We start from the raw sequence: 13257 nt of genomic DNA, 5'->3' as shown, positions 1-13257 counted from the left end.
CCCGACCGACAGGACCACCCATGCTGCTCGTAGCCAACCGCGGCGAGATCGCGCTGCGCGTCGTCCGCTCCGCCACCGAACTCGGCATCGACACCGTCGCCGTGTATGCCGAGGACGACGCCGACAGCCCCCACGTCGCCGCCGCCACCCGCGCCGTCGCGCTGACCGGTGCCGGGCCCGCCGCCTACCTCGACGGTCAGGCCCTGCTGCGCGCCGCCACCGAGACCGGCTGCACCCTCGTCCACCCCGGATACGGATTCCTCAGCGAGAACGCCGAATTCGCCGACGCCTGCGCCGCGGCCGGGGTGACGTTCGTCGGACCCGACCCGCAGGTGCTGCGGATCTTCGGCGACAAGGCCGCCGCCCGCCACGCCGCCGTCGCCGCCCGGGTGCCCGTGCTGCCCGCCACCGACGGGGGCGTCACCGTCGACGCGGCCCGCGACTTCCTCGCCGCCCACCCCGGCGGCATCGTCCTCAAGGCGCTCGCCGGTGGTGGTGGCCGCGGCATGCGGGTGGTGCGCGACGCCGCGACCCTCGACGACGCCTTCCGGGCGTGTACCACGGAGGCGGAACACGGCTTCGGCAACGGCGCGCTGTTCGCCGAGGCGCTGTGCGACCGCGCCCGGCACATCGAGGTGCAGATCGTCGCCGCAGCCGACGACGCGGGCGGAGTGCGCGCCCTCGCGCTCGGCGACCGGGACTGCAGCGTGCAGCGGCGCCACCAGAAACTGGTGGAAGTCGCTCCCGCGCAACGGCTCGACGCGACCGTGCGACGCACGCTGCACGAGGCCGCGGCCCGGCTGTGCGCGTCGGTAGGGTACCGCGGCCTCGCCACCGTCGAGTTCCTCGTCGCCGGCGATCAGGCGGTGTTCCTCGAGGTGAATCCGCGAATTCAGGTGGAGCACACGGTGACCGAGGAGGTCACCGGCATCGACCTGGTCGCGACGCAGGTGGCGATCGCCCGCGGTGCCCGGTTCGGCGAACTCGGCCTGCCCGGCGGCGTCACCGCCGACGGCGCCGGGGTGCGTGGTGAGCCCGCCGCCGCGCAGGGGATCGCCGTCCAGGCCCGCGTCAACACCGAGACCATGCGCCCGGACGGACGGGCCGTACCCGCGTCCGGCACGCTCACCGCGTTCACCCCGCCCACCGGGCCGGGCGTCCGCGTCGACACCTACGGCCGTCCCGGGCTGACGACCAGTCCGCGCTACGACTCGTTGCTGGCCAAGGTGATCACCCACACCCGCATCGACGACTTCGCCGCGGCGCTGCGCAAGACGGACGCGGCCCTCGGGGGCCTGCTCGTCGCCGGGGTCGCCACCAACACCGAGTTCCTGCAGAACATCCTGCGCGACAAAGACTTCGCCGCCTGCGACGTGCACACGTCGTGGCTGGACGAGCGGATCGCCGACCTCGCCGTCGCCGGCCCCGACGACGCACCGGCCGTCGCGCCGGAACTGCACGCCGGGGAGGAGGCGGTGCGGGCCGACATGGTCGGCACCGTCGTCGAGACCGCCGCCGACGGCGACGCGCTCACCGCGGGCGCTCCCGTCGTCGTGCTCGAGGCGATGAAGATGCAGCACGTGGTGTCCGCCTCCGGACCCGCCACCGTGGTGCGGCTGCTGGTGCGGCCCGGACAGACCGTGCAACCGGGGGAGGTGCTGGCCGTGGTGCGCGCCGAGTCCGGCGCCGCAGCCGCCGGTGACGACGGTGAGCGCGACCTCGACACCGTGCGCGACGACGTTGCAGAGATCCGCGACCGGCACGAACGCACCCTCGACGCCGCCCGGCCCGACGCCGTGGCCAAGCGGCACCGGACCGGCCGCCGCACCGCGCGGGAGAACATCGCCGACCTCGTCGACGACGGCACCTTCGTCGAGTACGGGCCGCTCGTGCTCGCCGCGCAGCGCAGCCGGCGCAGCGAGGAGGACCTGATCGCCAACACCCCCGCCGACGGCCTCGTCGGCGGTCTCGCCCGCATCGACGGCGCCGAATCGGTCGTGGTCTCCTACGACTACACCGTCCTCGCCGGCACGCAGGGCATGCGCAACCACGCCAAGACCGACCGGCTGCTCGCACTCGCCGCCCGGCGCGAGGTACCGCTCGTGCTGTTCGCCGAGGGCGGCGGCGGGCGCCCCGGTGACGTCGACGCCGGACCCGGACAGGGCCTGGAACTGTCGACCTTCCGGGCGATGGCCGCCCTGCGCGGACGCGTCCCGACGATCGCGGTGGTCTCCGGTCGGTGCTTCGCCGGCAACGCCGCCCTCGCCGGCGTGTGCGACGTGCTGATCGCCACCCCCGAGGCCAACATCGGCATGGGCGGTCCCGCGATGATCGAGGGCGGCGGTCTCGGCGTCTTCCGGCCCGAGGACATCGGCCCCGTCGACGTGCAGCGCCGCAACGGCGTCGTACACCTCGCCGCGCACGACGAGGCGCACGCCGTCGAGCTGGCGCGGCAGTACCTCGGGTACTTCACCACCGCGACCGACGACTGGCAGGCCCCGGATCCGCGGCTCGCGCGGCACGTGGTTCCGGAGAACCGGTTGCGCGCCTACGACGTGCGCGCCGCGATCGACGCGATCGCCGACGTCGGCTCCGTGCTCGAACTGCGCGGCGACTACGGCGTCGGCATCGTCACCGCTCTGGTCCGCGTCGAGGGCGCCGCGTACGGGGTGCTCGCCAACAGCAGCCACCACCTCGGCGGCGCGATCGACGCCGAGGCCGCGGACAAGGCCGCCGACTTCCTCGAACTGTGCCAGGCGCACCGAATGCCCGTCGTGAGCCTCTGTGACACACCGGGATTCATGGTCGGACCCGAGTCGGAGAAGGAGGCCACGGTGCGCCGGTTCGGGCGGCTGTTCGTCGCCGGCGCGCGCCTGACCGTCCCGTTCGGCACGATCATCCTGCGCAAGGGCTACGGGCTCGGCGCCATGGCGATGGCCGGCGGGTCCTTCCACGCCCCCGAGTTCACCGTGGCGTGGCCCACCGGCGAGATCGGCGGCATGGGACTCGAGGGTGCGGTGCGGCTCGGCTTCCGCAAGGAACTCGAGGCCGCCCCCGACCCGGCCGCGCGTGACGAACTGTTCGCGCAGCTCGTCGCCGCCGCCTACCAGCACGGCAAGGCGCTGCAGGCCGCGACGATCTTCGAGCTCGACGACGTCATCGATCCGGCCGACACCCGGGCCTGGGTGTCGCGGCTGCGCATGTCCTGAGCGAGGGCGGGTACCCGTCCGGCACCGACGTGAAGGAGGTGGCGGTGAGCAGGCAACCGGGAGCCGGGGAGTTCGTGCCGGAAACGACCGACCTGGCCGAGCTGGCTGCCGCGGCGAGCGGCTGCCGCGGATGCGATCTGTACCGGAACGCCGAACGCACCGTGTTCGGCGCCGGTCCGGCCACGGCCCGGCTCGTGCTCGTCGGCGAACAGCCCGGCGATCAGGAGGACCGGGTGGGGGAGCCGTTCGTCGGCCCCGCCGGGCGGCTGCTCGACCGGGCCCTCGAGGAGGCGGGCATCGATCGCGGCGAGGTGTACGTGACCAACGCGGTCAAGCACTTCAAGTTCGAGCGGGCCGCCGCGGGCGGGCGTCGCATCCACAAGAAGCCGGCACGCGGCGAGGTCGTCGCGTGCCGGCCTTGGCTGGTCGCCGAGCTGCAGGCGGTGCGACCCGAGGTGCTCGTGTGCCTCGGCGCCACCGCGGCCCAGTCGCTGCTCGGGCCGTCGTTCCGGGTGACCGCACATCGCGGGGAGATCCTGCACCCGGATGCGGAGATCCCGTCGGATCCGGCCGTCGTCGCCACGATCCACCCCTCGGCGATTCTGCGCGGACCGAGCGAGCAGCGGGAGGAGGCGCTCGCCGGGTTGGTCGCGGATCTGCGGGTGGCCGCCGGGGCGCTGTAACGGGCGTCCTCCAGGACCACTTCGTGATCTACCTCCTTCTCGAGCTGTCGATTCGTCAGACCGAGTTCTCGGACCCGGCGCCGACAGCGTCCTCTCTCGTAGAAGCATCGACGTTTCCACGCTCACCTGCATCAGAGTCCGCTCCGAGCGCTACCCCGCGCGTTTCGGCGGTCAGAGCAATGGCGACGATCGAGATCCCGGCGGTCGCGGCAATGATCAGGCTCAACGGCCAACTGCCCCCACCGAGCGCTGCGAGCAGGGCGCTGGCGATCAGAGGTGTGAAGCCGGCACCGATCAGGCTTGCGCCCTGGTAGCCCAGCGATGCTCCCGTGTACCGCACGGTGGCGCCGAACATCTCCGACAGCAGCGGCACCAGCGGAGCGAACATGATGTTCTGGATGACCTGTCCGATGACCAGGCCGACGACCAGCAACACCACCGAGCCGGAGTCCACGAGCATGTACAACGGAAACGCGTAGAGCACTGCCGCGACGGCGCCGGTGAGCACGATCGGTCGGCGCCCGACTCGATCGGACAACGCTGACGACAGTGGGATGACGACCAAGGAGACCACCGACAACAGCACCAGCACCTGCATGACGGTGGATCGCTCGTAACCGATCCCGGTCGTGTAGGAGATGATGTGCGAGGTGATCAGCGCCGTCAGCGCGAACGGCGCGATACCGGCACCGCAGGCGAGCAGTACGGGGCGCGGCGTCCTCAGCACGCGCGCCAACGGTATGCGGTCGGCACTAGTGGCGGCAGCCTTCTTGACCGCCTGCTCGAAGATGGGACTCTCGGTGAGCTGCGAGCGAATGTAGAGACCGACCACCACCAGCAGTGCGCTGAACAGGAACGGCACGCGCCAGCCCCAGGTCTCCAGGCTTTCGTCGGGTAGCAGACTGACGGTCGCCACCGCGACGGTTGCCATGAGAAAGCCGATGGGCGAGCCCAGGTTCATCACGCCGGCCCACTTGCCGCGGTTGTCGGCATCAGCGTGCTCGACGACCATCAAGGCCGCGCCGCCCCATTCGCCGCCGATGGCAATCCCCTGCGCGAACCGCAGTACGACGAGCAGTATCGGGGCTGCCACACCGATGGTCGCGTAACCGGGCAGCAGCCCGATGAGGAAGCTCGCGCTACCCATCAGGGCCATAGTCACGAACAGGATGTATTTGCGGCCCACGCGGTCACCGAAGTGGCCGAAGATGAGCCCGCCCAGTGGCCGCGCAACGTAACCCACGGCCAGGGTCCCGAACGCGGCGATCGTCGACACTGCCGGGTTCTCTCCGGGAAAGAACACCTCCCCGAACACCAGGGCGGCCATTGTGCTGTACAGCAGGAAGTCGTAGTACTCCAGAACCGTTCCGAACAGGGCCGAGAGTGCGACTTTCCGAATGTGCTTGTCGGTGCCGGTGCCGGTGCCGGTGCTCATGCGACGCTCCGTTCGTACTCGCGGACCGTGTTCACCAGGGCGTGGATCGCGCGGGTGCAGTCGCCTCGGGGGTAACCGAGCACACGCAGTGTCTCGGCGCTGGGCTCATAGGAGAGGGTGTTCCCGCGCCCCTGCATGATCGCCGCATCCGGCAAGAGCGGGTGCGGCTCGTCACGTTCGACGATCGTGCGCCCACCCCCGGCCGCGTCGACGAGACGTTGGAAGAACTCGCGGTACCGAAGGTTCTCGTCACCGACCAGGTACGCAGCACCGGGCTCGGCGTTGCGCAACGCTCCAGCGATGGCATGCGCCAACGACTCGGCAGACATGTAGTTCGTGCCGCCCGGCGGGGCGAAGTCCGGGATCTGCGGCTCGTTGCCCGCCGCCCACGAGACGAAACGGCGGTACCGCTCCGATGAAGGCCCCGGCACGACCCCGATGATCGACGGCGGGTTCAGCGTGCACGCGACAAACGAATCGTCCGCGAGTGCCCGGGTCTGTTCGTCAGCTTCCTTACGCGCGGCGACGTACGGATTGCCGTCGGCGAATCGCTCATCGAGTTGGTGGTAGTAACTGCCTACCTGCACGAAGTGGCGAACTCCCGCCTCTTTGGCGAGAGCAGCGAAGCGAGGCACGCCAGCACTTTGGGTGTCACGCCAGAAACGTTCGTCGTCGCTTTCCCGCGGCTTGTGCCGCACATCCTGTCCTGCGGCGAACACGATGCCGTCGAACACCGACAACTGCTCCGCGGTGAAAGTGGGGACCGTATAGTCGCCGGCCGAGACTGGAAGGCCGGCCACCGGCGAAGCGCTCGGTACCGGGCCGCGCGCTGCGACGGTGACGTCGTCTCCCAGCTGCTGGAGAAGAGTCGCGGTGGTGGCGCCGATCATGCCGGTGCCGCCGACAACAAGGATCTTCATTACTGGACGTCCTTCGGGAAGGTGGGCGGGTCAGGGTCGGGTGTGGTCAGGGGTTGCGGGGGCGATTGGTCCACCCGGATCCGCGCGGCACCCAGCCGCCGGCCGCGTGAGTGCCGCCGTCGACGTGAATGGTTCCGCCGGTGACGAATCGCGCCAGGTCACTGGCCAGGAACAAGACGGCTCCGGCGACGTCCTCGGGCTGCCCGGGGCCACCGAGTGGCGACCAGTTCGGCCACAACGGCACGTCGTCGAGCGGAACAAGAGTGGCGTACGGGACCTGCACCGTTTCGATGAGATCAGGTGCGACGGCGTTCACCCGGACCCCCGACGGGCCGACCTCTGCGGCCAACGACCGGGTGAACTGCGTGAGCGCAGCCTTGTACGCCGAGTACACGGACTGCCCGGGGATGGCCCGGTGCGATTCGACTGTCGTCAGATTGATGATCGAGCCGCCGCCGCGCTCCACCAGTCCCGGCAGCAGCGTCTGGGTCAGGCGCAGGACGTGCGCGAAATTGATCTCGTGCAGCTCGTCCCACAGCGAGGCAGCGTTGTCTGTGAACGGTTGCTGCGCGTGTAGGAAGTGTCCGACGTTGTTGACGATGACGGACGGCCGGTGATCGACGACTTCCGCAGGGCACGGCGAGGTGCGCACGTCCCAGTCGAGGGTGGTGACGGCACCACCGGCGGCGTCGTCGAAGGCAGGAGGAGGTGCCGGTGTGCTGTCCACCACGAGGACGTGGGCGCCGTGTGAGGCGAACGCTGCGGTGATCGCGGCGCCGATCCCCGCCGCCCCGCCGGTGACGACAGCGCGCCGGCCCGCCAGTAACGCTGTTGGTGTAAACCGCTGTGCTCCGGTCATGTCCCGATTACAGGCCCGCCGACCGCATCGTCCTAGCCGTTGTTCCAGTGAATGGAAGAACCGGTGAGGTGGGACATGCGGACTGTTACTACTTGACGGGCGGCACTACCGACCGACCCAGCGATCGTGTGTAAGGACACAGAATGAGATCGAGGAACCCGGAGGAACAGGACCCAGGACAACCGCCGACCGGAGTCCTGCGGCGGGCGGCACGGATCCTCGATGTCTTCGCGGCCAAGGCCGGCACGTCCCCGGCGGGGCTGACCCTGACGCAGGTAGTTGTGGCCACCGGTCTGCCGCAGGCGTCGGTGCACCGGGCGCTGGAGCAGCTGGTAGCGCTGCACTGGATCCGCCGCGAGGGCATGGAGTATCGACTGGGGATGCGTATGGTCGAACTGGGTTCGGCGGCTGTCGACGCCGACGCTCTCCGCCTGGCGGCCCTGCCCAGCCTGCGATGGCTTCACCAGCAGACCGGTTGCATCGTCCAGCTCGGGGTTCTCGACGGCGACGACGTGGTCTACCTGGAACGAATCGGCGGTGAATCCCTTCCCGCGATCAAGACGCGGGCAGGCAGCAGGACGCCGGCACGACAATCCACGATCGGCACGGCTCTGCTTGCGCTCGAATCGGCATCCTCCGTCGTCGACCTCGAGATCGTGCGTGTGCGTGAATCCCGCATTGCCTACAAGCGCGACGGCTGTCTGGAAGGATTCGCCTGCCTCGCGGCTCCCATCGGCCCGCAGGGATACGGTCGCCCCGCCGCCATCTCGGTGTTCGGATCGGCACGGCGGGTCGACAACGAGCAACAGGTCCGCATACCGCTGCAGAGCGCTGCCGCCGCCATCTGGCAACGACTCAACGCGCCGGCAACGCGCCACCCTGTGGCGGAGAAAGTACGGGCCTGAACCGCATTTCGTGCCACGAGAGGGTCGCGTCGGGACAACTCACGAAGGCCGACGATCGCCGAGGCGCCGGGTAACCCGCAACTGGAAGGTCCAGATCCTCTGCTTGAAAAATCTGGACGATCGAAGTCTCGTGTCACATTGCGATGCAGTACTTTTCATGGGATTTCGGATCGACCGACTGGGGCGGTCCCGGCCCTGAACGAGCCTGAACGTGTGTTCGCGCGCGACATGGGCACCGGCGTCAGGGCAACGCGTTCGCCCCGCCGCGAGTTCCACGAGCACGCAGGCTTTTCGGTGATTCTTGTCGAGCGTGGCCAGGACCGTGCCCATTCCGTCGTAGGGAGTTCGACCGGGACGGGATGTTCAGCTGGGTGAGGTATCGCCGCCGAGCGCGTCGACCACCCGCTGGGTGACCGCGTCGTTCCAGCCCTCGGGGGCCAGGATGTCTGCCCACAACTCGGCGGCCTCGGGACCGTAGGCGTGCCCGAAGCCGGACGGCACGTCCGCGGAGAACACCATGTCCAGCGTGACCTGCCAGAACGTGACGAACGGCAACCAGCGCATGCCGGGTCCACATCCGGGCCGAGCGGTTCGCGCAGCCAGTCCGGCCGCTGCAGCAGCAGCCGGAACGACCACCAGGTGATCGGATCGCTCGCGTGCTGCCAGAACACCACGCGGGGGAACTCCCACGGCCCCGGCAGAACCGCATCGTCGGGGCGGGACGCGAACCGGATGTTGCGGCCGTCGTCCACCACGGGCAGCCGCTCGAGGGAGCCGGGGTCGCGGTCGGCGGTGATCCGGCCCCACGGTTGCGCGAAGTTCGGGGTGCCCACCAGCAGCGCCCCGTCGGTGCGCGCCACGATGTCCTGACCCGACGCGAACGCGGCCTGCCCGCCGTACGAGCCGAGGCTCTCGCCGAACACCACCAGCTTCGGACGCTGCCCCTCGGGCCGGGCCGACCACTGCCGGTACACCGCCTCGAACAGGGCCCGCCCGGCCTGCTGCGGGGTCTCGCGGTCGGCGACGAACGACAGCGCGCTGGGCAGGAACGAGTACTGCATGGCGGCGATCGCCGAGTCCCCGCCGTTGACGTACTCGAAGGCCCCCGCGACGTTCGCGTTCACCCAGCCGCGGCCGGTGGTGGTCACCACCGCCAGCACCTTGCGGTCGAAGGCGTTCGTGCGTTCGAGTTCGGCGACGACCCGCTCGGCGATGCCCTCGACGGAGTCCGCGGATTCGCGCCCGGCGTACACCCGGACGGGGGTGCGTGCGGGCGCGCCGGTGATGGCTTCGATCTGCTCGGCGGTCGGGCCGCCCGCGACGAAGGTGCGGCCCTCCCGGCCGAGGCTGTCCCACGGCTCGTTCGACGCCGGCGACCCGGATCGTTCCGTCAGCTGGGGCTGGGTGACGCCCTCGGCGGTGCCGGTGTCGGCGACCGCCGCCGACCGCTCCGCGACGCCGAGCAGGACCCGGTCGACGGCGCCGTCGAGCACGAACACGGCCAGCACCACGACGACGAGCACCGCCGCCAGGCGGGCGACGGGACCGGGAACGAACCGGCCGCCGAAGCGGGTCAACCGGTCGGTGCCCCGGCGCACCGCCCGGGCCGCCGTGAGCAGCAGCAGCGCGACGGCCAGCGCGATCAGCAGCACCAGCAGGTAGAAGGAACGCTGAGCCCGCGGGACGCCCACCAGATCGCGGATGATCTGCTGCCACCATGATCCGAGCACCAGGAAGGTCGGCACCAGCACCAGCGCCGCGCCGGCGAGCACCCACCAGCCGATCCGCCGGGTCCGCTCGGACCAGTGCGGATCGACGCCGCAGCGCCGGACCACCCAGGCGATCAGACAGCCCACCCCGTAGCCGATGGCGACGCTGATTCCCGTCGCCACCCCCTGCAGGTACCACACGCGCGGCAGCAGCGACGGCGTCATCGACCCCACGAAGAACACCAGCGCCAGACCCAGCCCGACCGGGTGGAACCGGCGCCCGTAGCCGCGCAGCCGAGTGCGCGGGGTGCCCGCCTGCGCGGGTCGGAGTTCGGCGGTGGTGCTCAGCGCAGGGCCTTGGTCTTGAGCCGGTCGAACTCGTCGCCGGTGATCGTCCCGGCCTCGAGCAGGGCCTGGGCCTCGGCGATCTCGGCGGCGGGGGATCGTCCGGCCACCTTGCGGATGTAGTCGTCGGCGGCGTGCTGGGCCGCGTCGTGGGCAGCGGCGGACCGCTCGGTCATGCCGCGGCCCCGCACCAGCAGGTAGACGAACGCGGTCAGGTACGGCAGGACGATCAGGAAGACGATCCACACGACCTTGACCACGGCGGACGTGGAGCGATCACGGAACAGGTCCGTCAGCACCTGGAACAGGATCAGCAGGTAAGCGACGAACGCGAAGACGACCAGCGTGTACCACAACAAGTCCCACAACGAATCCAGCATCACACACGCCCTTCAGGTTCGGAGGTGCCCTGGAACCGGACGGAAAGGACACCGGACGCAAAACAGGTACACCGTCTTCGCCGCACATTGGAACACGGTGACGCGGAATGTGCGGCTGTGACGCGAAATGCACCACGCCCCTTCCGGGGGCAATCGAGCTCAGCGTGGTCGAGCTCGGCGTGGTCGCAGCTCAGCCGGGCTCACCCCGCGCACCGTGCGAAGGGCGCGACGCAGCTCGGCGCTGGACGCGAAACCGGTGATCGCAGCGATCTCGGCGACCGTTGTGCGGGTATAGGCGGGTTCCTGCAGAAGCGCCGCCGCGCGGTGCGCGCGCAGCCGCCGGATCTGGAACGCCACCGTGGTGTCGTGGGCTGCGAACGCGCGCTGCAGGCTTCGCAACGACAGCTGCAGTCGTTCCGCGATCACAGTGGGGCTCAACGTCGGGTCGTGGTGATGGGCTCGGATCAGGGTGAGGGCGCGGGCGTAGACGCTGCCACGCAGCTCACCCGAATCGGCGCCGTAACCGAGCGACTCGTGGTGCAGACCCACGACGAGCTCGATCAGGGCGTTCTCCACGCCGCGGGGGGCCGCGGTCGTGTTGCGGCGACCGCGTTCACGAAGCATGGCCATCCCCACCGCATTGAGCGCGTGCACAGACATGGTGGGCTTTGCCTGCCCGAACGTCACGGACGTCTCCTCGAGATCGAGACCCCGTTCTTCGAGCCGGTGCCGGGGGATGCGCACGAGGAGAAGGTCCGACCCGTCCGCATCCACGGCATCGTACCGATTCCACCCGACCTGCAGGACTATCCGGCCGACCTTGATGTGCACGCGGGTCGTGCCGTCGTCGACCACCTGCTCGCCGGAGAGCATCAGACACACGTTTGCGACCTCGCCGTCCTCGACGAGGCCGGGCAGAGCACGATGCGGTGACATCTGCACCCGGCCGACGGTGAGCGCTCCGACGTCGCAGATCTCCATCCGGAACCGGAACTGCGTCACGTCGGGGACGGACAGCTCGGTGCGGTTCCCGGCATCGGAGGCCATCGCCTCGAAGCCCGGCCGGCCGCGCAGTTCGATCTTCCGATACACCGTCGCTCCTTCCGCCCCGGAGCGTCCGTGGCTCGGTGCGTCAGCGTGGCACGCGGCACCGGCCGGCGCGGGGGATACGGGCAGACGGATGGCTCACACTCAGCGGACGATCGGGTACGAAGGTCTCTGGCGCCGCCTCCCCGGCCGGATCATGCTGGACCCATCGGGCGCCCGCACCGACGAGTCGGCGTCCGGGGGAGGTCGACGGTGTCCACTCCTGGTTCGTACACATCCCAGGTTCGGCGCGACGGTCCGCGGCGTCCGGACACGGCGTCGACGGTGCTACTCGCCTGCGGGATCGTGTCGTCGCTGCTGTATGTGGGAGCGCACGAGGTACTCGCGGCCGCCCTCTACGACGGCTACGACCGCTTCGATCAGGCGATCAGCGAGTTGACGTCGGTCGGCGCGCCGACGCGGGCACCCCTGACCGTCGTGGGATTCGTGTACGACGCGCTGATCGTTGCCTTCGGAATCGGCGTGTGGCGCACGGGCCGTGGCGTCCGCCCCCTGCGCATCGTGGGAGTTCTCCTGGTGGCCTACGCATTCGTGGGACCACTGTGGCTACCGTTCCCGATGACCGGACGCGAGAACATCGAGGCCGGGGCCGCGATGCCGCTCGCCGACACGATGCACCTGGTGCTCAGCGCGGTGACGGTGTCGCTGTGGTGCGCGCTCATCGGGTTCGCGGCCGCTGCCTTCGGTACCTGGTTCCGGGTCTACTCCGCCGTCACGGTCGCGACGATCCTGGTGTTCGGCGCATGGACGGGCCGGTACGTCCCGGCCGTCGCCGCCGCCGAACCCACCCCCGGCATGGGCGCGGTCGAACGGGTGATGTTCGGTGCGTTCGTGCTGTGGATCGCGGTGCTGGCGGTCGTCCTGCTCGCCGGCCGACCGGCGTCATCGGGTGCCGAGCGACGTGCCGTCGTCCGGGGCGAGCCAGCGTGAGATCAGCGCATCGAGGGTGCCGTCCTGCGCGAGTGCACGTTGCGCATCCTCGAGTTCGCCACGCAGCACGTCGTCGCCGAGGCGCACCGCGAGCGCGATCTCCTCGCGGGTGATGCCGTACTCGACGACGTCGACGTGGGGGCGGTCGCGCGTGAGCCACCTCAGCACGGGACCGAGTTTCATGAAGGCGTCGCAGCCGCCGGTCGACAACTCGTCCAGGGCACGGTCGATCTCGTGGTACGCATACACCCGGATTCCGCCGATGCGGCCTTCGGCGAGAAGGCGTTTCACCACCGGTTCGCTGGTGTTGCCCTGCTGCACCCCGACGGTCAGGCCTGTCAGGTCTGCCACCTCTCGCACCGCGGGATGGCGGGCGGTGTCCACCGCCAGGGACTGCCCGGACCCGAAGTACGGCGCGCAGAACGCGGCCCGCTCCCGGCGCGACCCGGTGACGGTGGTGCCGGAGGCGACGACGTCGAAGCGCCCCGAGGCCAGCTCGTCGAAGATCGTCTCGAAGTCGTCGCCCTCGTGCGGGACCAACTCCCAGCGCCGGCCGAGACGCCGGGCAAGCGCCCGGGTGAGATCGATGTCGAATCCGACGGGCCGGTCCCGCTTGTAGAACTCGAACGGTGGGTCGGGCATCGCCGATCCCACCCGGAGCGGGGAGGCCGGGGTGGTCATCGCGGGCGGCCCGGGTGAGGCCGGACCCGTGTCGTCACATCGGTTTCGGACATCGGCAACGGTCCCGTCGGTTGTGCCTGTCCGTTCCGTCGCA

Annotated in this window: 10 protein-coding genes and 1 pseudogene; 4 read left to right on the top strand and 7 right to left on the bottom strand. The window is 70.1% G+C overall.

The genetic code is table 11. The features are described from left to right. Positions 1 to 20 precede the first annotated feature (20 nt). Both QYS60_RS21135 and QYS60_RS21130 read left to right on the top strand, forming a co-directional pair. The gene (locus QYS60_RS21135) at positions 21 to 3209 is read left to right on the top strand and encodes a carboxyl transferase domain-containing protein (RefSeq protein ID WP_371384179.1); all 3189 of its coding nucleotides are present in this window, start codon (positions 21 to 23) and stop codon (positions 3207 to 3209) included. A 44-nt stretch (positions 3210 to 3253) separates the two neighbouring features. Further along, a complete protein-coding gene (locus tag QYS60_RS21130) occupies positions 3254 to 3892 on the top strand; it encodes a UdgX family uracil-DNA binding protein (protein ID WP_371384178.1) in 639 nt (212 codons plus the stop codon). A gap of 55 nt (positions 3893 to 3947) precedes the next feature. Here the strand turns inward: QYS60_RS21130 and QYS60_RS21125 are convergent, their stop codons facing one another. The 3 genes from QYS60_RS21125 to QYS60_RS21115 are packed head-to-tail and all read right to left on the bottom strand — an operon-like array spanning position 3948 to position 7106. Further along, positions 3948 to 5327, bottom strand: a complete 1380-nt coding sequence (locus QYS60_RS21125) for an MFS transporter (protein WP_371384177.1) — start codon at positions 5325 to 5327, stop codon at positions 3948 to 3950. After that, positions 5324 to 6247 (bottom strand): NAD(P)-dependent oxidoreductase, encoded by a 924-nt coding sequence (locus QYS60_RS21120; protein ID WP_289379166.1) that lies wholly within the window; start codon positions 6245 to 6247, stop codon positions 5324 to 5326. Before QYS60_RS21120 ends, QYS60_RS21125 begins: the two co-directional genes overlap by 4 nt. 46 nt (positions 6248 to 6293) lie before the next feature. After that, on the bottom strand, positions 6294 to 7106 hold the full coding sequence (locus QYS60_RS21115) for an SDR family NAD(P)-dependent oxidoreductase (RefSeq protein WP_371384176.1): 813 nt from the start codon (positions 7104 to 7106) through the stop codon (positions 6294 to 6296). A gap of 143 nt (positions 7107 to 7249) precedes the next feature. Between QYS60_RS21115 and QYS60_RS21110 the strand changes: the two genes are divergently transcribed. Continuing rightward, positions 7250 to 8011, top strand: coding sequence for an IclR family transcriptional regulator (locus QYS60_RS21110; RefSeq protein WP_371384175.1), 762 nt, complete (start codon positions 7250 to 7252; stop codon positions 8009 to 8011). A gap of 363 nt (positions 8012 to 8374) precedes the next feature. On the opposite strand, the pseudogene QYS60_RS21105 reads toward QYS60_RS21110, so the two are convergent. The 3 genes and pseudogenes from QYS60_RS21105 to QYS60_RS21095 form a co-directional block, all read right to left on the bottom strand. Continuing rightward, a pseudogene (locus tag QYS60_RS21105) lies at positions 8375 to 10014 on the bottom strand (alpha/beta hydrolase). Positions 10015 to 10064: 50 nt separating this feature from the next. Further along, positions 10065 to 10445, bottom strand: a complete 381-nt coding sequence (locus QYS60_RS21100) for a PLDc N-terminal domain-containing protein (protein WP_003939381.1) — start codon at positions 10443 to 10445, stop codon at positions 10065 to 10067. Positions 10446 to 10604: 159 nt separating this feature from the next. After that, complete coding sequence (locus QYS60_RS21095) at positions 10605 to 11537, bottom strand: helix-turn-helix domain-containing protein (RefSeq protein WP_371384174.1); 933 nt, start codon at positions 11535 to 11537, stop codon at positions 10605 to 10607. A gap of 300 nt (positions 11538 to 11837) precedes the next feature. Here QYS60_RS21095 and QYS60_RS21090 point away from each other — a divergent pair, with 300 nt between their 5' ends. Beyond that, the gene (locus tag QYS60_RS21090; RefSeq protein WP_371384173.1) at positions 11838 to 12482 is read left to right on the top strand and encodes a DUF998 domain-containing protein; all 645 of its coding nucleotides are present in this window, start codon (positions 11838 to 11840) and stop codon (positions 12480 to 12482) included. On the opposite strand, the gene QYS60_RS21085 is transcribed toward QYS60_RS21090, so the two are convergent. After that, positions 12435 to 13163 carry an ABC transporter substrate-binding protein gene (locus QYS60_RS21085; protein ID WP_371384172.1) on the bottom strand — a complete coding sequence of 243 codons (729 nt, stop codon included), beginning with the start codon at positions 13161 to 13163 and terminating at the stop codon, positions 12435 to 12437. The genes QYS60_RS21090 and QYS60_RS21085 overlap by 48 nt on opposite strands. Positions 13164 to 13257 lie beyond the last annotated feature (94 nt).

It is taken from the genome of Rhodococcus sp. GXMU-t2271 (assembly GCF_041414735.1).
Classification (GTDB): domain Bacteria; phylum Actinomycetota; class Actinomycetes; order Mycobacteriales; family Mycobacteriaceae; genus Rhodococcus; species Rhodococcus indonesiensis.
Note: the sequence above shows the minus strand (reverse complement) of the source record. Positions and strands in the feature narration are given on the sequence as shown.